The organism is Sphingobium fuliginis (assembly GCF_015074805.1).
Classification (GTDB): Bacteria; Pseudomonadota; Alphaproteobacteria; order Sphingomonadales; family Sphingomonadaceae; genus Sphingobium; species Sphingobium fuliginis.
This window is the reverse complement of the sequence record NZ_CP060035.1, coordinates 2,535,083-2,558,505: the sequence shown is the minus strand read 5'-3', so window position 1 is coordinate 2,558,505 and position 23,423 is coordinate 2,535,083. Positions and strand designations below refer to the sequence as shown.

26 protein-coding genes and 1 pseudogene are annotated in these 23,423 nt (G+C 66.0%); 21 read left to right on the top strand and 6 right to left on the bottom strand.

The features are described 5' to 3' along the window. Positions 1–18: 18 nt before the first annotated feature. From H5V43_RS12365 to H5V43_RS12350, 4 genes are read right to left on the bottom strand one after another with little or no spacing between them, the layout of a single operon-like run. Complete coding sequence (locus tag H5V43_RS12365; protein WP_025551580.1) at positions 19–942, bottom strand: Gfo/Idh/MocA family protein; 924 nt, start codon at positions 940–942, stop codon at positions 19–21. After that, the gene (gene araD1 / locus H5V43_RS12360; RefSeq protein WP_099187016.1) at positions 939–1,916 is read right to left on the bottom strand and encodes an AraD1 family protein; all 978 of its coding nucleotides are present in this window, start codon (positions 1,914–1,916) and stop codon (positions 939–941) included. The genes H5V43_RS12365 and araD1 overlap by 4 nt, the downstream gene beginning before the upstream one ends. A 20-nt stretch (positions 1,917–1,936) precedes the next feature. Then, a complete protein-coding gene (locus H5V43_RS12355; protein WP_025551578.1) occupies positions 1,937–3,514 on the bottom strand; it encodes an aldehyde dehydrogenase (NADP(+)) in 1,578 nt (525 codons plus the stop codon). A 24-nt stretch (positions 3,515–3,538) separates the two neighbouring features. Then, on the bottom strand, positions 3,539–5,341 hold the full coding sequence (locus H5V43_RS12350; RefSeq protein ID WP_099186380.1) for an IlvD/Edd family dehydratase: 1,803 nt from the start codon (positions 5,339–5,341) through the stop codon (positions 3,539–3,541). Between the two features lie 122 nt (positions 5,342–5,463). On the opposite strand from H5V43_RS12350, the gene H5V43_RS12345 reads away from it, so the two are divergent. Both H5V43_RS12345 and H5V43_RS23640 read left to right on the top strand, forming a co-directional pair. Next, complete coding sequence (locus H5V43_RS12345) at positions 5,464–6,366, top strand: 2-dehydro-3-deoxygalactonokinase (RefSeq protein ID WP_037481572.1); 903 nt, start codon at positions 5,464–5,466, stop codon at positions 6,364–6,366. Positions 6,367–6,484: 118 nt separating this feature from the next. Next, positions 6,485–6,625, top strand: a pseudogene (locus H5V43_RS23640) (2-dehydro-3-deoxy-6-phosphogalactonate aldolase); the annotation flags it as partial. Positions 6,626–6,629: 4 nt separating this feature from the next. Here H5V43_RS23640 and H5V43_RS12335 read toward each other — a convergent pair. Beyond that, complete coding sequence (locus tag H5V43_RS12335; protein WP_226870115.1) at positions 6,630–8,666, bottom strand: hybrid sensor histidine kinase/response regulator; 2,037 nt, start codon at positions 8,664–8,666, stop codon at positions 6,630–6,632. 146 nt (positions 8,667–8,812) lie between these two features. Between H5V43_RS12335 and H5V43_RS12330 the strand changes: the two genes are divergently transcribed. The 4 genes from H5V43_RS12330 (at position 8,813) to rpsI (ending at position 11,317) form a co-directional block, all read left to right on the top strand. Further along, complete coding sequence (locus H5V43_RS12330; protein ID WP_061939341.1) at positions 8,813–9,859, top strand: COX15/CtaA family protein; 1,047 nt, start codon at positions 8,813–8,815, stop codon at positions 9,857–9,859. Further along, positions 9,856–10,173, top strand: a complete 318-nt coding sequence (gene cutA / locus H5V43_RS12325; RefSeq protein ID WP_025547251.1) for a divalent-cation tolerance protein CutA — start codon at positions 9,856–9,858, stop codon at positions 10,171–10,173. Before H5V43_RS12330 ends, cutA begins: the two co-directional genes overlap by 4 nt. Before the next feature lie 137 nt (positions 10,174–10,310). Further along, positions 10,311–10,790 carry a 50S ribosomal protein L13 gene (gene rplM, locus H5V43_RS12320; RefSeq protein ID WP_007686594.1) on the top strand — a complete coding sequence of 160 codons (480 nt, stop codon included), beginning with the start codon at positions 10,311–10,313 and terminating at the stop codon, positions 10,788–10,790. Further along, positions 10,790–11,317 carry a 30S ribosomal protein S9 gene (rpsI, locus tag H5V43_RS12315; protein WP_044661332.1) on the top strand — a complete coding sequence of 176 codons (528 nt, stop codon included), beginning with the start codon at positions 10,790–10,792 and terminating at the stop codon, positions 11,315–11,317. The genes rplM and rpsI overlap by 1 nt, the downstream gene beginning before the upstream one ends. A gap of 136 nt (positions 11,318–11,453) precedes the next feature. Here the strand turns inward: rpsI and H5V43_RS12310 are convergent, their stop codons facing one another. Beyond that, positions 11,454–12,632 carry a M23 family metallopeptidase gene (locus H5V43_RS12310; RefSeq protein WP_025547254.1) on the bottom strand — a complete coding sequence of 393 codons (1,179 nt, stop codon included), beginning with the start codon at positions 12,630–12,632 and terminating at the stop codon, positions 11,454–11,456. A 524-nt stretch (positions 12,633–13,156) separates the two neighbouring features. On the opposite strand from H5V43_RS12310, the gene rpsL reads away from it, so the two are divergent. The 15 genes from rpsL to rpsQ all read left to right on the top strand — a co-directional run bounded on the left by rpsL (position 13,157) and on the right by rpsQ (position 23,221). Continuing rightward, positions 13,157–13,528, top strand: coding sequence for a 30S ribosomal protein S12 (gene rpsL / locus H5V43_RS12305; RefSeq protein WP_007686591.1), 372 nt, complete (start codon positions 13,157–13,159; stop codon positions 13,526–13,528). Positions 13,529–13,543: 15 nt separating this feature from the next. Further along, positions 13,544–14,014, top strand: coding sequence for a 30S ribosomal protein S7 (gene rpsG / locus H5V43_RS12300; RefSeq protein ID WP_007686590.1), 471 nt, complete (start codon positions 13,544–13,546; stop codon positions 14,012–14,014). A gap of 174 nt (positions 14,015–14,188) precedes the next feature. After that, on the top strand, positions 14,189–16,261 hold the full coding sequence (gene fusA, locus H5V43_RS12295; protein ID WP_044661334.1) for an elongation factor G: 2,073 nt from the start codon (positions 14,189–14,191) through the stop codon (positions 16,259–16,261). 136 nt (positions 16,262–16,397) lie between these two features. After that, positions 16,398–17,588, top strand: a complete 1,191-nt coding sequence (gene tuf, locus H5V43_RS12290; RefSeq protein ID WP_025547259.1) for an elongation factor Tu — start codon at positions 16,398–16,400, stop codon at positions 17,586–17,588. Between the two features lie 209 nt (positions 17,589–17,797). Further along, complete coding sequence (rpsJ, locus tag H5V43_RS12285; RefSeq protein ID WP_007686587.1) at positions 17,798–18,106, top strand: 30S ribosomal protein S10; 309 nt, start codon at positions 17,798–17,800, stop codon at positions 18,104–18,106. Between the two features lie 274 nt (positions 18,107–18,380). Then, positions 18,381–19,136, top strand: coding sequence for a 50S ribosomal protein L3 (gene rplC / locus H5V43_RS12280; protein ID WP_025547262.1), 756 nt, complete (start codon positions 18,381–18,383; stop codon positions 19,134–19,136). Positions 19,137–19,138: 2 nt separating this feature from the next. Further along, positions 19,139–19,762, top strand: a complete 624-nt coding sequence (rplD, locus tag H5V43_RS12275; RefSeq protein WP_025547264.1) for a 50S ribosomal protein L4 — start codon at positions 19,139–19,141, stop codon at positions 19,760–19,762. Further along, the gene (locus H5V43_RS12270) at positions 19,755–20,072 is read left to right on the top strand and encodes a 50S ribosomal protein L23 (RefSeq protein ID WP_007686581.1); all 318 of its coding nucleotides are present in this window, start codon (positions 19,755–19,757) and stop codon (positions 20,070–20,072) included. Before rplD ends, H5V43_RS12270 begins: the two co-directional genes overlap by 8 nt. 2 nt (positions 20,073–20,074) lie before the next feature. Then, positions 20,075–20,911, top strand: coding sequence for a 50S ribosomal protein L2 (gene rplB / locus H5V43_RS12265; RefSeq protein ID WP_007686579.1), 837 nt, complete (start codon positions 20,075–20,077; stop codon positions 20,909–20,911). Between the two features lie 5 nt (positions 20,912–20,916). Next, positions 20,917–21,195, top strand: a complete 279-nt coding sequence (gene rpsS / locus H5V43_RS12260; RefSeq protein WP_007686576.1) for a 30S ribosomal protein S19 — start codon at positions 20,917–20,919, stop codon at positions 21,193–21,195. Then, entirely contained in the window at positions 21,195–21,581 is a 387-nt protein-coding gene (rplV, locus tag H5V43_RS12255) for a 50S ribosomal protein L22 (RefSeq protein ID WP_025547267.1), read from the top strand. The genes rpsS and rplV overlap by 1 nt, the downstream gene beginning before the upstream one ends. Before the next feature lie 5 nt (positions 21,582–21,586). Further along, on the top strand, positions 21,587–22,282 hold the full coding sequence (rpsC, locus tag H5V43_RS12250) for a 30S ribosomal protein S3 (protein WP_021239758.1): 696 nt from the start codon (positions 21,587–21,589) through the stop codon (positions 22,280–22,282). A 21-nt stretch (positions 22,283–22,303) separates the two neighbouring features. Beyond that, entirely contained in the window at positions 22,304–22,735 is a 432-nt protein-coding gene (gene rplP, locus H5V43_RS12245) for a 50S ribosomal protein L16 (protein ID WP_007686573.1), read from the top strand. Between the two features lie 3 nt (positions 22,736–22,738). Further along, the gene (gene rpmC, locus H5V43_RS12240; RefSeq protein ID WP_013847759.1) at positions 22,739–22,942 is read left to right on the top strand and encodes a 50S ribosomal protein L29; all 204 of its coding nucleotides are present in this window, start codon (positions 22,739–22,741) and stop codon (positions 22,940–22,942) included. Between the two features lie 15 nt (positions 22,943–22,957). Next, positions 22,958–23,221, top strand: coding sequence for a 30S ribosomal protein S17 (rpsQ, locus tag H5V43_RS12235; protein WP_006960320.1), 264 nt, complete (start codon positions 22,958–22,960; stop codon positions 23,219–23,221). The last annotated feature ends 202 nt before the right edge of the window (positions 23,222–23,423 follow it).

The window sequence follows — 23,423 nt, the reverse complement described above, 5'->3', positions numbered from 1 at the left end:
TGTTCAGGCCCCCCCGGTTCAGTCCTCGAAGGCCGTCGTAGGGCAATGCCGCCCACAAAGGAAGGCGTCCGCCACCAAACGCAGCGGCGCGATGTCGGCGTCGATCGCCCGGTCCTCGACCAGCCCCACGAAGCGGCGATACATGGCCGGATATTCCTCGTCCGGCGCCTTGAGCTGGATTTCCCCGTCCAGGCGCAGCATATTGCCGCCCTCCGACAGCAGCAGGCTGCCATTCGCCGTCTCGACCGCGATGTCCCATGTCTGCGGGCCGGTCTGGCGCCAGTCGAACACGGCCTCGACCGTCGCGCCCGACGCCGTCGCCATGCTCAGCGCGGCGCCGATGGGCGCGTCCCTGTTCTCCGGCACTTCCAGGCTGGCCGACAGCATCGTCACCGGCTCCGGCACAATCTCCGTCAGGATCGACAGGGCGTTGATGCCCGGATCGAACACGCCGAACCCGCCCGCTTCCCAGATCCACGGCTGGCCCGGATGCCAGTGGCGGACATCCTCGCGCCACTGGATGTCGATGTGCCGGATCGTGCGCTCGGCCACCCACGCCTTCGCCTGCGCGACCGCGGCGGCATAGCGGCTGTGCCAGCTTGCATAAAGGGTGACGCCCTGCGCGCGGGCGAGGGCGATCAGCGCCTCCACTTCCGACACGGTGGCGCCCGGCGGCTTTTCCAGGAAGACGTGCTTGCCCGCCAGGATCGCCTGCCGCGCCGCCTGGTATCGGACCTGCGGCGGCTGGCAGAGGATCACGGCGTCCATGTCCGGCTCCCCCGCCAGCATCGCGTCCAGATCGGGATAGTTGTTCACGCCCTCGCCCCGCGCATTGCGGCTGGCGACGGCGACAAGGTCTATGCCGCCGGTCTTCGCGATGGCGGGAAGGTGCTGGTCGCGGGCGATCTTGCCCAGGCCCACAAGGCCTGCCCTGATGGTCATAGGACTTTCACCTTCGTCTTGCCCTCGTCCGCCGCGCGGCGCAGGCCGTTGCGCACGGGCAGGGCGAAGGGCGCGGCCTCCACCTCGAACACATCGCCTTCCTGTGCGGCGAAGCCTTCCGAAAAGGAAAGGGTGGCGGTGCCGAAGAAATGGACATGGATGTCGCCCGGACGGCGGAACAGGCCATATTTGAAATGATGATGTTCCAGATTGTCGATCCGGTGGGACATGTTGGTCTCGCCGGAAAGGAAGGGCTTTTCCCACACCGTCACGCCATTGCGGACGATGCGGCTGGTGCCGCGCAGGTCCTCCGGCAGGTCGCCCAGCAGCAGTTCGGGCCCCAGCGCGGCCTGACGCAGCTTGCTGTGCGCAAGCCACAGATAATTGCCGCGTTCGGTCACATGATCGGAAAATTCATTGCCGATGGCAAAGCCGAGGCGAACCGGCGCGCCGTCCCCGTCGATCAGGTAGATGCCGGCGACCTCCGGCTCCTCCCCGCCATCCTCCGCGAAGGCCGGCATGGTGAAATCCTCGCCGGGATGGACCAGTATCTGGCCGTCGCCCTTGTAGAACCATTCGGGCTGCGCGCCGATGCCGCCGTCGGCGGGCTTGCCGCCCTCCACGCCCATCAGGAACATGCGCATGCTGTCGGTCAGATCGCCCGACGCGGCCGCCTTGTGCATCTTGTCGCGGCCTTCCGCCGAGCCGAGATGGGTGAGGCCGGTGCCCGCGACCAGCAGGTGCGCGGCATCCTCATGGTCGATGGGGCAGAGCAGCCGGACGGCGGAAAGGTCCACCGCCCCGCCCAGCCGCGCTTCCGCCATGGCGGCCAGGCCCTGCCCAGCCGCGATCGCCTCCAGCGCCAGCGCGCGGGTGGAGCTTGCGGCCTCCACGCGCCGGGCCGCGCCGGTCCGGTCGAGGGCGGCGACGCCGCGGCGGCCGCCTTCCTCGAACTGGACCAGCGACCGGATCATGGATTCATCCACGGACGGCATCACCGGGCGATCTCCAGCCTGCCCTCGATACGGCGGTTGAGCTGCCACGGATTGGCGGCCTGCAAGGCGGGCGGCAGCACCGCGTCGGCCACGTCCTGATAGCAGACCGGGCGCAGGAAGCGCATCATCGCCAGCGTGCCCACGGACGTCGAGCGGCCGTCGGAGGTCGAGGGGAAGGGGCCGCCATGCACCATGGCATGGGTGACTTCCACCCCGGTCGGCCAGCCATTCGCCAGCACGCGTCCGACCTTGCGGGACAGGGTGGGCAGCAGCTTCGCGGCATCGGCCTGGTCGCTGTCGTCCATCTGGAGCGTCGCGGTCAACTGGCCCTCCATCCGGGCGATGGTGTCGATGACCTCCTCGATCGTCGCGCATTTGACGAGGATGGAGGAGGAACCGAACACTTCATGCGCCAGCGCCGGATTGGCGCGGAACTGCTCGCCGCTGGCGGCGAACAGCGCGTGCTGGCCGCGATTGACGCCGTCCGCCGCCGCGCCGCGCGCGATGGTGGTGACGCCCTCCGCCCCGGCCAGCGCCGCGACGCCCTTTTCATAGGCGGCATGGATGCCGGGCGTCAGCATGACCTGCGCCGCATTGGCCGACAGCGCCTGGGCCGCCGCAGCGACGAAACGGTCCAGATCGGGGCTGTCGAGCGCGATCACCAGCCCGGGATTGGTGCAGAACTGGCCCGAAAACAGCGTCAGCGACCCGACGAAGGCGGCGCCCAGCGCTTCGGCCCGGGCGGCCAGCGCGCCGGGCAGCAGCACGACCGGGTTGATGCTCGACATTTCGGCATAGACCGGGATCGGCTCGTCGCGCCCGGCCGCGATCTTCATGAGGGCAAGGCCGCCGCCCCGCGACCCGGTGAAGCCCACCGCCTTGATGCGCGGATCGGCCACCAGAGCGCCGCCCAGGTCGTTGGTCGTGCCGGGCAGGTAGGAAAACACGCCTTCATGCAGGCCGCTGGCCTCGACCGCCGCGGCGATGGCGCGGGCGACCAGTTCGCCGGTGCCGGGATGGGCCGGATGGCCCTTCACCACCACCGGGCAACCCGCCGCGAAGGCCGATGCGGTGTCGCCGCCCGCGACCGAGAAGGCGAGCGGGAAGTTGGACGCGCCGAACACGGCGACCGGTCCGACCGGCTGGTTGACGCGGCGCAGGTCGCTGCGCGGCAGCGGCTGCCGCTCCGGCAAGGCCTTGTCGATGGTGGCGTCCAGCCAGTCGCCCTGGCGGACATAGCCTGCGAACAGGCGAAGCTGGCCGACGGTGCGGCCCCGCTCGCCTTCCAGCCGCCCGCGCGGCAGGCCGGTCTCGCTCATGGCGGTGGTGATCAGCAGGTCGCCAATGGCCATGATCCCGTCGGCCACCGCCTCCAGAAAGGCGGCGCGGGCGTCGGGCGTCAGCGTGGAGAAGCTCTCGAACGCGGCATCGGCCAGCGCGCAGGCGTCCGCGACATCGGCGGCCGAGGCGTTGTGAAAGGCGATCCCGCCCTTCGCGCCGGTCGACGGGTCGATGGCGAAGAAGGGCTCGCCGCCCTGGCGCTCGCTCGCGCCGACAAGAATGGCTCCGTTGAACATGGGGATAAACTCCGAAATGGGGGATTAATGATTGTCGCGCGGCAGGCCCATGGTCTGGGCAATGCGCTGATATTTCTCCGCGCCCTCCAGGATCGCGCCGCTGTTCAGCTGGCCGACGACGGAGCGCTGGATTTCCTGCCACGGCGTCTGCGAGGCGGGATAGGGATAGCCGCCCTCCGCCTCCAGCGCCGCCCGGCGGCCGGCCAGTTCCTCGTCGGGAATGAGGACGTTCACCGTGCCCCTGTTCAGGTCCATCCGCACCCGGTCGCCGGTCCGCAGCAGCGCCAGGCCGCCCATGGCCGCCGCTTCGGGCGAGGCATTGAGGATGGAGGGACTGCCCGAAGTCCCCGACTGCCGCCCGTCCCCGATGCAGGGCAGGGCGGACACGCCCTCGGTGATGAGGTAGGCGGGCGGCCGCATGTTCACCACCTCCGCCGCGCCCGGATAGCCGACCGGGCCGGCGCCGCGCATGAACAGCAGCGTATCGGGCGTGATGCCGACGGCCGGATCGTCGATCCGCGCATGATAATCCTCCGGCCCGTCGAACACGACCGCCGGGCCTTCAAAGGCGTTGGGATCTTCAGGGTTGGACAGATAGCGCTGGCGGAACTCGTCCGAAATCACGCTGGTCTTCATCACCGCCGCGTCGAACAGATTGCCCGACAGCACCAGGAACCCGGCCTCCTCCTTCAGCGGCCGGGCGAAGGGACGGATGACCTTCTCGTCCTCGATCTCCGCGCCCCGGCAATTCTCGCCCATTGTCTTGCCGTTGACGGTCATCGCGCCCTCGCGGATCAGGCCCTGCGCGATCAGCTGGCCCACCACCGCCGGCACGCCGCCGGCGCGATAATAATCCTCGCCCAGATATTCGCCCGCGGGCTGGAGGTTCACCAGCAGCGGTACCTTGTGCCCCACCGTCTCCCAGTCCTTGAGCGGCAGCTCCACCCCGACATGGCGCGCGATCGCCGCCAGGTGGATCGGCGCGTTGGTCGACCCGCCAATGGCCGAATTGACGACGATGGCGTTGTGGAACGCGTCCAGCGTCAGGATGTCGGACGGCTTCAGGTCCTCCGCCACCATCTCGACGATGCGCTTGCCGGTGAGGTAGGCGACCTCCTGCCGGTCGCGATAGGGCGCGGGGATCGCCGCCGATCCCGGCAGCATCATGCCCAGCGCCTCGGCCAGCGAGTTCATCGTCGTCGCCGTGCCCATGGTGTTGCAATAGCCGGTCGACGGCGCGGAGGACGCCACCAGCTTGATGAAGCCCTCATCGTCGATCTTGCCCGCGGCCAGCAATTGCCGCGCATGCCAGACGATGGTGCCCGAACCCGTCCGCTCGCCCTTGAACCAGCCGTTCAGCATCGGCCCGACCGACAGGGCGATGGCGGGGATGTTGACCGTCGCCGCCGCCATCAGCAGCGCGGGCGTCGTCTTGTCGCAGCCCGTGGTCAGCACCACCCCGTCCAGCGGATAGCCGTAGATCGCCTCGACCAGCCCCAGATAGGCCAGGTTGCGGTCCAGCCCCGCCGTCGGCCGCTTGCCGGTTTCCTGGATCGGGTGGACCGGAAACTCCAGCGCGATGCCGCCCATCTCCCGAATGCCCTCGCGCACGCGCTCGGCCAGCACCATATGATGGCGGTTGCAGGGCGACAGGTCGCTGCCGGTCTGGGCGATGCCGATGATCGGCTTGCCGCTGCGCAGTTCGTCCAGGCTCAGGCCGAAATTCAGATAACGCTCCAGATAGAGCGCGGTCATGTCTATATTGTCTGGGTTGTCGAACCAGGCGCGGCTGCGCAGCTTGTTGGCGGGCTTGGACGAATCGCTCATTGAGAAGGCACCCTGTCGAAGAAAATGGTCAATGGATTCTCGGGCACGTTGACGCGCTTGCCTCTCCGATATACTCATACAAATAGAAATTCAAGGATGGTTCGGGCCAGGTGACGAATTTGCTGAGCCGCTACGAGGTCGTCGGGGACTGGGGCACCAGCCGCCTTCGGCTGTTCCGTATCGAGCAGGGCCGCGTCACCGCCCGCCATGACGGCCCCGGCATCGCTGCGGCGGCCGGGCAGGCGGAAGCGGCCTTCGCCGCCACCATCGCCCCCTGGCTGGAGGAAGCCGCGCCGACGGAAATACGCCTTTGCGGCATGGCCGGCGCCCGCGACGGCTGGGTGGAGGCGCCCTATGCGGATTGCCCCGCCGACGCCGCGACCTGGCGTGCGGCGGCGGCGCGGTTCGACTGGCGCGGCGTGCCCGTCGCGATCATGGCGGGCCTCGCCTGCACCGGGACGGCCGGCGCGCCCGACCTCATGCGCGGAGAGGAAACGCAGATATTCGGCGCCATCGCGCGCGATCCGGCGCTGGGGCAGGGCCGCCGGCTCATCGTCCTGCCCGGCACCCACAATAAATGGGCGGTGGTGCAGGATGGCCGCGTCACCTCCTTCCGCACCATGCCGACGGGGGAGCTTTTCGCCCTGCTGCGGGATCGTTCCACCTTGGGCGCGCCGGCCGACCGGCCCGATCCGGCGCAGGAGGCGCAGGGCTTCGCCGACGGTCTGCGCCGGGCGGAGGAGGGGGGGCGTCTGCTCTCCTCCCTGTTCGCCGCGCGCAGCATGCGGCTGCGCGCCGGACGTTCGGCGGACTGGTCGGCAGGCTATCTGTCCGGCCTGCTGATCGGGTCGGAGGTCGCGGAAATCCTCGCCACGTCCGGACTCGCCACGTCCGGACAGGCGGACGACATATGGCTGATCGGGGACGCCCGGCTCTCGGTGCGCTACGCCCAGGCGCTGGGCAGGCGCGGCGTGCCGAGCGAGACGCTGGACGGCGACGCCTGCTCGCTCGCTGGTCTGTCCTGATGGGGGCCTGTCCTGATGGGGGCTGTCCCGATGGGGGGCTGTCCTGATGAGGACCGGGGAGGAGAGAGGCTGTTCCCGCCGCCCCATCCGCCAACGCCCCATCTCACGGAGACCCCTCATGACCCTGGACGACCTGCTGGCCAAAGGCGCGCCGCCCATTTGCGCGATCCTGCGCGGCATCGGGCCGGAGGAAGCGCTTGCGGTCGGCGCCGCCCTGATAGGGGCGGGCATCCGCATTCTCGAACTTCCCTTCCACTCGGGCTTCAGCCCACCTGCCGCGCTCCGTTCCGGTCCAGCATGTCGCGCACCTTGGCGGCCAGTTCGGCATAGGTGAACGGCTTGGTCAGCAGTTCCACGCCCGGATCGAGCCGCCCGTGATGGATGATGGCGTTGCGCGCATAGCCGGTGGCGAACAGCACCCTCAGCCCCGGCCGCTCCGCGCGCGCCTGTTGCGCGATGTCGGCCCCGGTCATGCCGCCGGGCAGGATGACGTCGGTGAACAGCAGGTCGATGGACTGCGAAGCGCTGTCCAGCGCCTGCAAGGCCGCCGCGCCGTCATTCGCCTCGATCACCCGATAGCCCAGTTCCTTCAGCACATCGACGGTATAGGCGCGCACCTTCTCGTCATCCTCGCACACCAGCACCGTCTCGTCGCCGCCGCATATCGGCGCGGCGCGGTCCACCGACCCGGTGTCGTTGTCCGGCAGCGGACCGTAGAAGCGGGGAAGGTAGATCTTGACCGTCGTGCCATGGCCGCTTTCGGAATAGACGCGGATATGGCCGCCGGACTGCTTGATGAAGCCATAGACCATCGACAGGCCAAGGCCGGTGCCCCGCCCGACCTCCTTGGTGGTGAAGAAGGGTTCGATGGCGTGGCTCAGCACCTCCTCGTCCATGCCCTCGCCCGTATCGGACACGCTGATCAGCACATATTGGCCGGGCTTTACCTCCGCCTCCTGCGCGGCATAATCCTCGTCGATATGGGTATTGGCCACCTCTATGGTCAGCTTGCCGCCGTCCGGCATGGCGTCGCGCGCATTCACCGCCAGGTTCAGCAGCGCATTCTCCATCTGGTTGACGTCGATCTCGATCGGCCAGATGCGCGCGCTCTGGATCGTCTCCACCTCTATCGTCTCGCCCAATGTGCGGTTGAGCAGGTCGGACATGCCGCTGACCAGCCGGTTGGGGTCGATCCGCTCGGGCGCCAGCGGCTGGCGGCGGGAAAAGGCGAGCAGCCGCTGCGTCAGCAACGCGGCGCGCTCCGCGCCCGCCATGGCATTGTCGGCGGCGCGCCGCAGCCGCGCCTGATCCTCGTGAAGGCCGCGTTGCAGCAGTTCCAGATTGCCGGTGACGATCTGCAGCAGATTGTTGAAGTCATGCGCGACGCCGCCGGTCAACTGGCCCAGCGTCTCCATCTTCTGCGCCTGCCGCAGCGCCTCTTCCGCCTCCGCCAGCGCCCGGGCATGGGCGCGCTGCTCGGTCACGTCGCGGGCGACGCAATAGATAAGGTCGTTTTCCGGCACCGCCGTCCAGCTGAAATTGCGATAGCTGCCGTCCTTCGCCCGGAACCGGTTTTCGAATCGCACCGTCGGCATGCCCCGCGCCAGCCCGGCGATCTCCCCCTTCGTCTTCTCCAGATCGTCGGGATGCTCCATCCATTCGGACGTGCGCCCGATCAGGTCCGCCTCGCTCCATCCCAATATTTCGGTCCAGGCGGGGCTGGCGGCCAGCCAGGTGCCGTCCCGGTCGGCGACCAGGAACGGGTCGCGCGCCAATGCCCAGAGGCGGGCGCGATCGGCGCGCATCTCCTTTTCCGCGACCACCCTCTTGGTGGTCTCGCTGACGATGCACAGCGCGCCGCCGACGGAGCCGTCCGTCTCGAACACCGGGGAATAGTTGATGTCGAAGAACACCTGTTCGCCCTGTCCGCCGTCCCGCTCGATATAGAAGGGGCGGTCCTTGGCATGCACGGACTGCCCCTGGTCGACGACGGAACGCAGCAGCGGCTCCAGATCGTCCCACAGTTCCGTCCACCCCTCCCGCGCCGGGCGGCCCAGCACGCGGGGATGCTTGTCCCCGATGGTGGGCGCATAGGCTTCGTTGTAGAGCGCGCAGAGATCGGGGCCCCAGAACAGCACGATCTCCGCCTGCGACGACAGCATCAGCCGGACGGTCGACACCAGCGCCGGGGACCAGCCGTGCACCGGCCCCAGCGGCGATCCGGCGTCGATGCGCGCGGTCAGGGCGCCCAGCGGCCCCTGCGCGGCGATCATCTCCGCTATGCCCGGCGCGCCGCTCATCGATTATCCTCGGTCAGCCTGTTCATAGGGCGAGATACGCCTGTCCGGCGCTTTGTATCCGTTCAGGCAGAAGGCGTTACGACCTTTTGTCCACCGGTCAGGGTTATCCTTGCAACAGGCGAAACAAGCGCGCATGGATCGGCGCCATGACCGCGACGACCCTGAGCCGCCCCGCCACCGCCGTCCCACGCCCCGCGCCGATCGCGCGCTGGCTGCTGACGGTCGCCGCCCTCGTCTTCTGCATGGTCGTGGTCGGCGGCATCACCCGCCTGACCGAATCCGGCCTGTCGATCACGCAATGGAAACCGATCAGCGGCGCCATCCCGCCGCTGACCCACGACCAGTGGATGGATGCGTTCCGCGCCTATCAGCAGATTCCCGAATATCGGCAGTTGCGGCAGGGCATGACGCTGGGCGATTTCCAGTTCATCTTCTTCTGGGAATGGGTGCACCGGCTGCTCGGGCGGCTGATCGGCGTCGCCTTCGCGCTGCCGCTGCTGTGGTTTGCGTGGAAGCGGGCGATCCCGCAGGGCTATGGCTTCCGTCTCGTCGCGCTGCTGGCGCTTGGCGGGCTGCAGGGCGCGATCGGCTGGTGGATGGTGGAATCGGGCCTGTCGGTGCGCACCGACGTCAGCCATTACCGGCTGGCGGTGCATCTGCTGACGGCGCTGTTCATCATGGGCGGGCTGATCTGGACCGCGCTCGACCTGCTGACCCGTGCGAAGACCCCCTTCGCCAGGCCCGCCATGCTCCATCCCTTCGCGGTGGTCGCGCTGCTGGCGCTGCTGGTGCAACTCATGTTCGGCGCCTTCACCGCTGGTTTGGACGCGGGCTATGTCTCCAGCACCTGGCCGCTGATGAACGACCATCTGGTGCCGGAGGGGATCGAATGGCTGGGTTCGCTCTGGGCCACCCTTTCCAGCGATCCCTATCTCGTCCATTTCATCCATCGCTGGTGGGCCTGGGTCGCCGCGATCCTGCTGGTCATGCTGGCGCGCATGGCGAAGCAGGCGGGGCAGCGCGGCCCCTCCATCGCGATCAACGCGGCGGTGGGCACGCAGGTCGCGCTCGGCATCGCCACGGTCGTCAGCGGCATCGCCCTGCCGCTGGCGGTGCTGCACCAGGCGGTCGGCGCGCTGGTGGTGGCGTCCGCGACCTGGGGCGCCCATGCGCTGGGGGAACGCCGGGGATGAGCGCCGTCGCGCTCGTCTACACGCTGTTCGGCTCGCGCGAGGCCGCGACCCGCATCGCCCGCCAGCTGGTGGAGGAAAGGCTGGCCGCCTGCGCGAACCTGCTGGGGGAGGCGACCTCCATCTACGAATGGAACGGCGCGGTCGATACCGCGGCGGAGGTGCCCGTCCTCTTCAAGACCGCGCCCGCCCGCCGCGACGCGCTGATGGCGCGCATCGCGGAACTGCACGATTATCAGGTTCCGGCGATCCTCGCTCTGCCCGTCGACGCGGCCCATGCCGCCTTCGCCCGGTGGGTGGACGATCGGACGGGCTGATCGACAGGTATTATTTTACCCGTCAGCAAAGCCGCCGAATCTCTTGACTTGCGCCCTTCCACCCGTCATTAGCGCGCATCTTCCGAAAGCTGGAAACAGCCTTCAATTCACTGTTTCATTCTTGGAGTATTGGCACCATGAAGGCGCTGATGAAGACCACCAAGCCGGCGACCCCGGCCACGGTCGAAAAGAAGTGGGTCCTGATCGACGCGGAAGGCCTCGTCGTCGGCCGCCTCGCCTCGACCGTCGCGAACATCCTGCGCGGCAAGCACAAGCCGAGCTTCACCCCCCATGTCGATTGCGGTGACAATGTCATCATCATCAACGCGGAAAAGGTGAAGTTCACCGGCCGCAAGCTGACCGACAAGGTCTATTACAAGCACACCGGCTATGCCGGCGGCATCAAGGAAACCACCCCCCAGAAGGTTCTGGAAGGCCGTTTCCCCGAACGCGTCCTGGAAAAGGCCGTCGAGCGCATGATCCCCCGCGGTCCGCTGGGCCGTCAGCAGATGCGCAACCTGCGCATCTTCGCCGGCGCCGAACATCCGCACGCCGCGCAGAACCCCGAAGTGCTCGACTTCGCGTCGCGCAACCGCAAGAACAAGGTGGGTGCATAATGTCCGATAACCGCCAGTCCCTGTCCGACCTCGCGTCGCTGACCGCCAACGCTCCGGCCGCTGCCGAAACCGTCGCCGCCGACGCGCCGATCGCTCCGGTCCAGCCCTCGGCTCCGCTGCGCGCCCAGGAAATCGACAGCCTCGGCCGCGCCTATGCGACCGGCCGCCGCAAGGATGCCGTCGCCCGCGTCTGGGTGAAGCCCGGCACCGGCAAGATCACGGTCAACGGCCGCGATCAGGAAATCTACTTCGCCCGCCCGACCCTGCGTCTGGTGATCAACCAGCCCTTCGGCGTCACCGAGCGCGAAGGCCAGTATGACGTGATCGCCACCGTCAAGGGCGGCGGCCTGTCCGGCCAGGCCGGCGCAGTCAAGCACGGCATCGCCCAGGCGCTCGCCAAGTACGAGCCGGCGCTGCGCAGCGCGGTCAAGGCCGAAGGCTTCCTGACCCGCGACAGCCGCGCCGTCGAGCGCAAGAAGTACGGCAAGGCCAAGGCCCGCCGCAGCTTCCAGTTCTCGAAGCGCTGATCGGTTCGACCGTTACGAATGCAAGGGAAGGGGTCGGGTTTCCGGCCCCTTTTCCTTTTCGGGCAGATGAACCCCCGGCAGGCAGGCGCGCGGATCAGGCGGAGCTGGAAATCCGGATCAGCCGGAAGCAAAAGCGCTAACCGCGGCCGCCGACATCCGCCAGACGCGCCGTGGCGACCTGCTGGATCTGGAGGACATCCTTGCGCGCCTCCAGGAAGCGGCGGGGATTGATGGCATTGCCGTTCACCCGCACCTCGAAATGAAGATGCGGCCCCGTGGAGCGGCCTGTCGATCCCATCCGCGCAATGGCGTCGCCGCGCGCCACCTGCTGGCCGACCCGCGCGCTGAAGCCCGAAAGATGGGCATATCGGGTCAGGATGCCATTGCCATGGGTAACCTCGACCACATTGCCATAGCCGCTGCGCTGGCCCACGAAGCTGACCTTGCCCGATGCGGCCGCCAGGATCGGCTGGCCCATGCTGCCGGGAAAATCCAGACCCGCGTGAAAGGCCGCATGGCCGTTGAACGGATCGCTCCGGTAGCCATAGCTGCTGCTCAGCATCGGCGTCGCCGTGGGCTTGCCGGAGGGGATGGCGAGCAGGCTCCCTTCCAGAAATTCCATGCGGGACAGCGCCTGGGCGAGCTTTTCGAACTCGTCCGGCAGGACGTCCTGCCCTTCCCATGGCACGAAGGGGCCGCCCTGCGCGCGGGCCGCCGTGCGGGCGAGGCTGTCGGGATTGAGGCCGAAGCTGCGGATCGCGGCGGCTGCCTTGTCGGCACGATGCCGGACGGCGTCGGTCAGCAGGGCGGCAAAACGGCGCTGCCGCGCGTCGATCCGGAACAACGGCGCCGCTTCGGGCGCGACGCTGATCTTGGTGTCGAGCTTGGACGTGCCGTTCCTGGTTCCGCTGTCGGCCTTGCCGACCACATCGCCGGCCGGAGCCGCGCCCTCCTGACCGAAATGCGTGCGGTAGAGGTCGTCCATGAAATCCTGGCGTTCCTGCAACTCCTGCGCGAGCTGGTCGACCGACTTGCGGTAGCGCTCGACCTGGCTGGCGCTGTTGGCAACGGCCTTGTCACGGGCGGCGAGGGCGGCGCGCTCCTGCTCGATCTCCGCGTTGTTGGCGGCCATGGACAGGGATAGCCCAAGCCCACCGATCAAGGCGGAAGAGAGCAGGCCGACCGTGGCGAGCTGCGCCCCGCGCGAAATACGGATGAACTTCACCTGGCCGCCGGAGCGCAGGAAAATCTCCCGTTCCGGGCACAGCTTCGAACACCGGGCGGTCATGCCGGCCCAGAGGGCGGCTGCCCCCATCTTGCTCCATTGCGACAATTGCGACCCCGCATGCGTTTTTAGTGAACGGGGCGCTAACAAAAGGAATCGAGTCGCGCGAATCCGGGGGAGCGGAGTCGTGACGAGTCGAAAGATGAACGGGGTGAAACGTGGAACCGGGCAAAGGGTTCCGATCCCCCGCGAAATTTTTGCCGGCGCTCTCCATCCTTCGCAAACCGGCCTCGCGGACTCTCCGACTCCGGATAGAAAGGCGCCATCGCCTGCCGTCCCCGCCACGTCGGATCGGGACGGCGCGATCGTCGGGCCTGTTCTTGACCGGCGGCCGCCACATGGCTATAGGCGCGCCTGCCCAAAGGCCGGAATGGACGGATTCGTTCGCGCCGAACCCCGGTCCTCAGGGCATCAGAGCTGAACATTGCCGGTGCTCTTGCGGCTCCGGGCGGGTTTCCGCCGGAGCCTTTGCTGTTTGGAGGCGATTCGTTTTCCAGGCCGCAAGGAACGCGGGAATGCATGCGGTAAAGTAACTGAAAAAGGTGAAGGGCTTCATGCCAACGATCAACCAGCTGGTCCGCAAGGGCCGCGAACTGCAGAAGACCAAGTCGAAGGTCCCTGCAATGGAAGCGAACCCGCAGAAGCGCGGCGTTTGCACCCGTGTCTACACGACGACCCCGAAGAAGCCGAACTCGGCTCTCCGCAAGGTGGCGAAGGTGCGCCTGGTCAACCAGCGCGAAGTCATCACCTACATTCCGGGTGAAGGCCACAACCTTCAGGAGCACAGCGTCGTGCTGATCCGCGGCGGCCGCGTGCGCGACCTTCCCGGTGTGCGCTATCACGTGCTGCGCGGCGTTCTGGATACCCAGGGCGTCAAGGACCGCAAGCAGAGCCGTTCGAAGTACGGCGCCAAGCGTCCGAAGTAAGGGGAGACCAGTAATATGTCACGTCGTCGTCGCCCCGAAAAGCGCGTCATCCTGCCCGATCCCAAATTCGGTGATGTCGTGCTGTCGAAGTTCATGAACAGCATCATGCAGGACGGCAAGAAGGCCGTCGCCGAGTCCATCGTGTACGGCGCTCTCGACACTGTCGAGGCGAAGTCCAAGAAGGACCCGATCGCCATGTTCCATGACGCGCTGAACAATGTGAAGCCCGGCATCGAGGTCCGCAGCCGCCGCGTCGGCGGTGCGACCTACCAGGTCCCCGTCGAAGTGCGCCCGGAGCGCGCCCAGGCGCTGGCGATCCGCTGGCTGATCACCGCGTCGCGCAACCGCAGCGAAACCACCATGGCCGCCCGTCTGTCGGGTGAACTGCTGGACGCCGCCAACAACCGCGGCAATGCCGTCAAGAAGCGCGAAGACACGCACCGCATGGCGGAAGCGAACCGCGCCTTCTCGCACTATCGCTGGTAATTCGGCGCTGGAAAAAGGCGAAGCGGGCGCCCATATCGTCCGCTTCCTCTCATGGTTTCGAAAAATCGGTCCGTTCGCCACGGGTGGCTACCCATGGCGGACGGATTGGTTTAGGGGCCACGCGCAGATTTAACGAATCCCCAACCGCCGGCGCGCCGGCAACGGAGAAGCATCATGGCCCGCAGCCATCCGCTCGAACGCTATCGCAATTTCGGTATCATGGCGCATATCGACGCCGGCAAGACCACCACGACCGAGCGTATCCTTTACTATACCGGCAAGTCCTACAAGATCGGCGAAGTCCATGACGGCGCCGCCACCATGGACTGGATGGAGCAGGAGCAGGAGCGTGGGATCACCATCACGTCGGCTGCGACGACCTGCTTCTGGAACGATCATCGCCTGAACATCATCGACACCCCCGGCCACGTCGACTTCACCATCGAAGTCGAGCGTTCGCTGCGCGTGCTCGATGGCGCGGTCGCCGCGTTCGACGGCGTCGCGGGCGTTGAGCCGCAGTCGGAAACCGTGTGGCGCCAGGCGGACAAGTACAAGGTTCCGCGGATGTGCTTCATCAACAAGCTCGACCGCACCGGCGCCAACTTCTATTATTGCGTGCAGACGATCATCGACCGTCTGGGCGCCACCCCGGCTGTCCTCTATCTGCCCATCGGCGCGGAATCGGACTTCAAGGGCTTGGTCGACCTGGTCGAGAACCGCGCCATCATCTGGAAGGATGAGAATCTGGGCGCCGAGTTCACCTATGAGGAGATTCCGGCCGACCTCGCCGACAAGGCCGCCGAATATCGCGAGAAGCTGATCGAGCTCGCCGTCGAACAGGACGACGATGCGATGGAAGCCTATCTGGAAGGCAATCTGCCCGACGTCGCCACGCTCAAGAAGCTGATCCGCAAGGGCACGCTGGGCCATGCCTTCGTGCCGGTGCTGTGCGGTTCGGCGTTCAAGAACAAGGGCGTGCAGCCGCTGCTCGACGCGGTGGTCGACTATCTGCCCTCGCCGCTCGACATTCCCGACGTTCAGGGCATCAACCCCGACACCGACGAGCCCGACAGCCGCAAGACGGCCGACGACGCGCCCTTCTCGGGCCTGGCGTTCAAGATCATGAACGACCCGTTCGTGGGTTCGCTCACCTTCCTGCGCGTCTATTCGGGCACGCTGACCAAGGGCAGCTATCTGAACTCGGTCAAGGACAAGAAGGAAAAGATCGGCCGCATGCTCCTCATGCACGCCAACTCGCGTGAGGACATCGACACCGCCTATGCGGGCGACATCGTCGCTCTGGCGGGCCTCAAGGAAACCACCACCGGCGATACGCTGTGCGCCGAGCGCCAGCCGATCATCCTGGAGCGGATGGAATTCCCCGAGCCGGTGATCGAGCTGTCGGTCGAACCCAAGACCAAGGCCGACCAGGAAAAGATGGGCATCGCGCTCAACCGCCTGGCCGCCGAGGACCCGTCCTTCCGCGTCTCGACCGACCACGAATCGGGCCAGACCATCATCAAGGGCATGGGCGAACTGCACCTCGAAATCCTCGTCGACCGCATGAAGCGCGAGTTCAAGGTCGAGGCCAATGTCGGCGCGCCGCAGGTCGCCTATCGCGAATATCTCGCGAAGAAGGTCGACATCGACTACACCCACAAGAAGCAGTCGGGCGGCTCGGGCCAGTTCGGCCGCGTCAAGGTCACCGTCATCCCCGGCGAGCGCGGTTCGGGCTACCAGTTCTTCGACGAGATCAAGGGCGGCAACATCCCGCGCGAATATATCCCGTCGGTGGAAAAGGGCTTCCGCGAGACGGCCGAGACCGGTCATCTCATCGGCTTCCCGATCATCGACTTCGAAGTCCACCTGACGGACGGCGCCTATCACGACGTCGACTCGTCGGCCCTGGCCTTCGAAATCTGCGCCCGCGGCGCCATGCGCGAGGCGGCCGCCAAGTCGGGCATCAAGCTGCTTGAACCGATCATGAAGGTCGAGGTCGTGACCCCGGAGGAATATCTGGGCGACGTCATCGGCGACATGAACAGCCGCCGCGGCCAGATCCAGGGCACCGACAGCCGCGGCAACGCGCAGGTGGTCGAGGCGATGGTCCCGCTGGCCAACATGTTCGGCTATGTGAACCAGCTTCGCTCGTTCACCCAGGGGCGCGCGAACTACTCGATGATCTTCTCGCACTATGACGAAGTGCCGCAGAATGTGGCGGACGAGGTCAAGGCGAAGATGGCCTGATGAATTTCCCGGGCCGGGCCGCGCAAGCGGCTCGGTTTTGGGCTGGCATTCTCTAAATTTGCTGCTATGGACGCGCCTTCGCGAGGCGCGGCCGAGCGGTCAGACCAAAGCTGATTTGATTAGAAGGTAGGATAAAATGGCTAAGGCTAAGTTTGAGCGGAACAAGCCGCACTGCAACATCGGCACCATCGGTCACGTCGACCATGGCAAGACCTCGCTGACCGCGGCGATCACCAAGGTGCTCGCCGAAACCGGCGGCGCGACCTTCGTCGACTATGCCAATATCGACAAGGCGCCCGAAGAGCGCGAGCGCGGCATCACCATCTCGACCGCCCACGTCGAATATGAGACCGAAGCCCGTCACTACGCGCACGTCGACTGCCCGGGTCACGCCGACTACGTCAAGAACATGATCACCGGCGCGGCCCAGATGGACGGCGCGATCCTCGTCGTTTCGGCCACCGACGGCCCGATGCCGCAGACCCGCGAGCACATCCTGCTCGCCCGCCAGGTCGGCGTGCCGCAGCTCGTCGTGTTCATGAACAAGGTCGACCTCGTCGACGATCCGGAAATCCTGGAACTGGTCGAGCTGGAAATCCGCGAGCTGCTGTCGTCCTACGACTTCGACGGCGACAACATCCCCGTCATCCCCGGTTCGGCCGTCAAGGCTCTGGACGGTTCGAACGACGAAATCGGTAAGAACGCCGTTCTGAAGCTGATGGCCGCTGTCGACTCGTTCATCCCGCAGCCGGAGCGTCCGGTCGATCGTCCGTTCCTGATGCCGATCGAAGACGTGTTCTCGATCTCGGGTCGCGGCACCGTCGTGACCGGCCGCGTCGAGACCGGCATCGTCAAGGTTGGCGAGGAAGTCGAGATCGTCGGTCTGAAGGATACCCGCAAGACCACCGTGACCGGCGTCGAAATGTTCCGCAAGCTGCTCGATCAGGGTGAGGCCGGCGACAACATCGGCGCGCTGATCCGTGGCGTGGGCCGTGAAGAAGTTGAGCGCGGTCAGGTTCTGGCCAAGCCCGGCACCATCACCCCGCACACCGAGTTCGACGCGGAAGTCTACGTCCTGTCGAAGGAAGAAGGCGGCCGTCACACTCCGTTCTTCGCCAACTATCGTCCGCAGTTCTACTTCCGCACCACCGACGTGACCGGCGAAGTGATCCTGCCCGAGGGCACCGAGATGGTCATGCCCGGCGATAACGTGAAGCTCGGCGTGAAGCTGATCGCCCCGATCGCGATGGACGCGGGTCTCCGCTTCGCCATCCGCGAAGGCGGCCGCACCGTCGGTGCAGGGGTTGTCGGCACGATCTCGAAGTAATATAGGACCGCAGCGGCGCGAATCGCCTGATTCGCGCCGCTGAGTTTTTTACCGCCCCGGATCGCCTTTCTCCGGCTCCAGTCGAGCTAGAAGGGCAAGGAACGGGGCGGATATTTTTTTGGTTGGCGCATTTTCATAAATCATCGGCTGCTCCGGCTGATTTCTGAAAATGCTCCGGGTTTTGGCTCTTTCGCATCGGTACAGGAACAATGGACAGCAACATCCGCATTCGCCTCAAGGCGTTCGATCATCGCGTGCTCGATCAGGCGACCGGCGACATCGCCGACACCGCCCGCCGCACCGGCGCCCTTATCCGCGGTCCGATTCCCCTTCCGACGCGCATCGAAAAGTTCACGGTCAACCGTGGTCCGCACATCGACAAGAAGTCGCGCGAGCAGTTCGAGGTCCGCACCTACAAGCGCATGCTTGACATTGTGCAGCCGACGCCGCAGACGGTCGACGCGCTGATGAAGCTGGATCTGGCTGCCGGCGTGAACGTCGAAATCAAGCTGGCCTGAAGCCGGCAAGTCCCTGCCAACCCGCAAGGTGGGCAGGGTATCGGGCATTCCGCTGGCCGGAAGCTCAAAAGACACAGGGATACCGCACGGCCTCTCCGGTGAACCGGAAAGGGCTCGTGGTCCTGGTCCCCCGTCGCTGGTCCCGAATAGGGGTCGGCATCCAACCCGGACGGGGTGATCTATATTGGGGTTGGGCCGCGAGGGAGAAATCCTGAGCGGTTTTTTCGTTGGATACGCCCGCTGCTAAGGCGGGCCTCTATGGGAGTAATCGGTGATGCGCACAGGCGTGATCGCTAAGAAAGTCGGGATGACCCGTCTGTTCCAGGAGGACGGACGTCATATTCCGGTTACGGTTCTGGCCCTTGAGGGCAATCAGGTCGTGGCCCGCAAGGAAACCGATCGCGACGGCTATGTCGCGGTTCAGCTCGGTGCGGGCGTCGCGAAGGTCAAGAATGTCGCCAAGCCGCAGCGCGGCCACTTCGCCAAGGCGGAAGTGGAGCCGAAAGCGCGTTTGGTCGAATTCCGCGTCGCCGAGGATGCGCTCCTCGATGTCGGCGCCGAAATCGCGGCCGATCATTTCATCGCCGGCCAGCTGGTCGACGTTGCCGGCCACACCCAGGGTAAGGGTTTCGCCGGCGCCATGAAGCGCTGGGGCTTCGGCGGTATGCGCGCCACCCACGGCGTCTCGATCAGCCACCGTGCCCATGGTTCGACCGGTAACCGTCAGGACCCGGGCCGCGTCTTCAAGAACAAGAAGATGGCCGGTCACATGGGTGACCGCGAGCGCACCCAGCAGAATCTCGAAATCGTCCGCACGGACGTCGAGCGCGGCCTGCTGTTCGTCAAGGGCAGCGTCCCCGGCGCCAAGGGCACCTGGCTGACCGTCTGCGACGCCGTCAAGGTCAAGCGTCCAGCCGACGCGCCCTATCCGGCGAGCCTGAAGCAGGCTGCCAACAGCAACAACGCTCCGGCCGAAACGCCCGCTGAAGAAGCGGCCGCTCCCGAAGCGACCGAAGGCCAGGAGGGCTAATCATGAAGGTCAAGGTACAGACCCTCGATGCCGCAGCCGCCGGTGAAGTGGAACTGAACGATGCCGTGTTCGGCGTCGAACCCCGCACCGACATTCTGCACCGCGTCGTCACCTGGCAACTCGAAAAGCGTCGCGCCCCGGCCCGCGCCACCCGCGAGCGTTCGGACGTTGCCCGCACCGGCAAGAAGTTTGGCCGCCAGAAGGGCGGCGGCACCGCCCGTCACGGCGACCGCAAGGCGCCCGTGTTCATCGGCGGTGGTAAGGCGCACGGCGCCCGCGCCCGCACCTTCGGCCACGACCTCAACAAGAAGGTTCGTGCGCTCGGCCTGAAAATGGCCCTGTCGTCGAAGGCCAAGGACGGATCGCTGATCGTTCTCGACAATCTCGACGTGGCGGAAGGCAAGACCAAGGCTCTGGTCGCGCACCTCGCCAAGCTGAACCTCAACAAGGCTCTGTTCATCGACGGCGACGCGGTGAACGTCAGCTTCGCGAAGGCTTCGGCGAACATTGTCGGCGTGGACCTGCTGCCGGCCGTCGGCGCCAATGTCTACGACATCCTTAAGGCGGATTCGCTGGTGCTGACGCGCGCCGCGGTCGAAAAGCTGGAGGCGCGTTTCAATGGCTAAGAAAGAAGCCGCGACCGTCGACAACCGTCATTATGACGTCGTTGTCGCGCCGGTCATCACCGAGAAGTCGACCCTTCTCTCCGAGAACAACGCCGTGGTCTTCAAGGTCGCCAACGATGCGTCGAAGCCGGAGATCAAGGCCGCCGTCGAAGCCATTTGGGGCGTGACGGTCAAGAGCGTGAACACGCTGGTCGCCAAGGGCAAGACCAAGAAGTGGAAGGGCAAGCCCTATACGCGCTCGGACGTCAAGAAGGCGATCGTTCGCCTGGCCGATGGCCAGTCGATCGACATCACCGAAGGAGTGCGCTGACCATGGCGCTTAAGAGCTACAACCCGACCAGCCCCGCCCAGCGCGGCCTGATCCTCGTCGACCGCAGCGCGCTGCACAAGGGCAAGCCCGTCAAGGCGCTGACCGAAGGCAAGCGCAAGACCGGCGGCCGCAACAACAAGGGTCATGTGACCTCGCGCGGCATCGCCGGCGGTCACAAGCAGCGCTACCGCATCATCGACTTCAAGCGTCGCCTGTGGGACGTCGAGGGCACGGTCGAGCGTCTGGAATATGACCCCAACCGCACCGCCTTCATCGCGCTGGTCAACTATCCCGACGGCACCCAGGCCTATATCCTGGCGCCGCAGCGTCTGGCCCCCGGTGACAAGGTCGTCGCGGGCAAGAAGACCGACGTGAAGCCGGGCAATGCGATGGAACTCGGCCAGATGCCGGTCGGCACCATCATCCACAATATCGAGATGAAGCCTGGCAAGGGCGGTCAGCTCTGCCGTTCGGCGGGCACCTACGCCCAGCTGGTCGGCCGCGATCGTGGCATGGTGATGGTCCGCCTGTCCTCGGGCGAGCAGCGCTACATCCGTTCGGACTGCATGGGCACCGTCGGTGCCGTGTCGAACCCGGACAACGCCAACACCAATCTCGCCAAGGCCGGCCGCAACCGCTGGCTCGGCAAGCGTCCGCTGACGCGCGGTGTGGCGAAGAACCCGGTCGACCACCCGCATGGCGGTGGTGAAGGCCGGACCTCGGGCGGCCGTCATCCGGTCACACCCTGGGGCAAGCCGACCAAGGGTGCGCGCACCCGCCACAACAAGGCGACGGACAAGTTCATCATCCGTAGCCGCCACGCGAAGAAGAAGAGGTAAGCGAGATGGCTCGTTCCGTCTGGAAAGGTCCGTTCGTGGACCTCAGCCTTCTGAAGAAGGCGGAAGTGGCGCAGGACGCCGGTGGCCGTTCGGGTCCGATCAAGACCTGGTCGCGCCGTTCCACCATCCTGCCGCAGTTCGTCGGCCTGACGTTCAACGTCTATAACGGCCGCAAGCATGTGCCGGTCTCGGTGAACGAGGACATGGTGGGTCACAAGCTGGGCGAATTCGCCCCGACCCGCTACTTCCCCGGCCACGCCGCCGACAAGAAGGGCAAGCGCTAATGAGCAAGGAAAAGGCTCCCCGTCGCGTCGCCGACAATGAGGCGCTGGCCGTCGGCACGCAGATCCGCGGTTCGGCCCAGAAGCTGAACCTGGTCGCCACGCTGATCCGCGGCCGCAAGGTCGAGGACGCGCTGAACATCCTCGCCTTCTCGAAGAAGGCGATGGCGGTCGACGTGCGCAAGGTGCTGGCTTCGGCCATCGCCAATGCGGAAAACAATCATAATCTGGACGTCGACTCGCTGGTCGTCGCGGAAGCATCGGTGGGCAAGAGCTTCACCATGAAGCGCTTCCACGCTCGCGGCCGCGGCAAGTCGACCCGGATCCTGAAGCCCTTCAGCCGCGTGCGCATCGTCGTTCGCGAAGCAGCTGAAGAAGCGGAGGCGTAAGAGACATGGGTCACAAGAGCAATCCGATCGGTCTGCGTCTGCAGATCAACCGTACCTGGGACAGCCGCTGGTTCGCGGAAGGCGCCGACTATGGCCGCCTGCTGCTGGAGGATCTGAAGATCCGCCAGTATATCATGAAGAACCTGCCGCAGGCCGCGATCTCCAAGGTGGTGATAGAGCGTCCCGCCAAGCTGTGCCGCGTGTCGATCTACGCTGCCCGCCCCGGTGTCATCATCGGCAAGAAGGGCGCGGACATTGAGAAGCTGCGCAAGAAGCTGGGCAGCCTGACCTCTTCGGACGTCAGCCTGAACATCGTAGAGATCCGCAAGCCGGAAATCGACTCCAAGCTCGTCGCGCAGGGCATTGCCGACCAGCTGGAGCGCCGCGTGGCGTTCCGCCGTGCAATGAAGCGCGCGGTGCAGAGCGCCCTGCGTCTGGGTGCCGAAGGCATCAAGATCACCTGCGGCGGCCGTCTGGGCGGCGCGGAGATCGCCCGCGTGGAATGGTATCGCGAAGGCCGCGTTCCGCTGCACACGCTGCGCGCGAATGTCGATTATGCCGAAGCCGAAGCGCACACCGCTTATGGCGTTTGCGGCATCAAGGTCTGGATCTTCAAGGGCGAAATCCTTGGTCACGATCCGATGGCTACCGACCGGCTGATGCTGGAGGCTCAGACCTCCGGCGTGCGCCCGGCGCGCTGAGAATAAGATAGGTATAGCGTCATGCTGCAACCGAAGAAAATGAAGTTCCGCAAGACCTTCAAGGGCCGGATCAAGGGCGACGCCAAGGGCGGTTCGGCCCTGAACTTCGGCGCTTACGGTCTGAAGGCTCTGGAACCCGAGCGCGTCACCGCCCGCCAGATCGAGGCGGCCCGCCGCGCGATCCAGCGCCACCTTCGCCGTCAGGGCCGTCTGTGGATCCGCGTGTTCCCCGACGTGCCGGTGTCGAAGAAGCCCGCCGAAGTCCGTCAGGGCAAGGGCAAGGGTTCGGTCGAATATTGGGCGGCCCGCGTCAAGCCCGGCCGCATCCTGTTCGAACTGGACGGCGTTCCCGGCCCGCTCGCAGCAGAGGCCTTCTCGCGCGCCGCGATGAAGCTGCCCATCAAGACCAAGGTCGTTGCCCGCCTCGGCGACACCTCGCACCTGGAGGGCTAAGCCGTGGCGAACGTTGCCGACCTCAAGACCAAGACGGACGACGAACTGTCGACCGAACTCAACAACCTGAAGCGCGAGCAGTTCAACCTGCGCTTCCAGGCGGCCACCAACCAGCTGGAAAAGCCCAGCCGCGTGCGTGAAGTCCGCCGGTCGATCGCGCAGATCAAGACCCTTCAGTCCGAGCGTTCGCGCTCGGCTGCGAAGTAAGAAGGAAATCACACGATGCCCAAGCGCGTGCTGACGGGAACGGTGGTTTCCGACAAGACCGACAAGACGGTGGTGGTTCGCGTGGAGCGCAAGGTTAAGCATGCGCTCTACGGCAAGATCATCCGCCGTTCGAAGAAGTACCATGCCCATGACGAGGGCAATGTCTACAAGGAAGGCGAAACGGTCCGCATTGAGGAGACCGCTCCGATTTCCAAGCTCAAGACCTGGAAGGTCATCGAGCGTGTGGACACCCACAAGTCGCCGGAAACGGCGGCCTGAGGGAGGCTCGCTGAGCCTTTGAAGAAAAGTGTCGCGCGGGGCTGGCCTTTTCCGCCTGGAAAGGGTACAGGCCCGCGCTTCGCGTAGAGTCAGATGGCTCCTCAAAGGTAGAGTCAGATGGCTCCTCAAAGGTAGAGTCAGATGGTTCGCCAAGGGCTCTAGTGCAGTGAAATTCGGAACCGCCGGGAATTGTCCCGGTAGG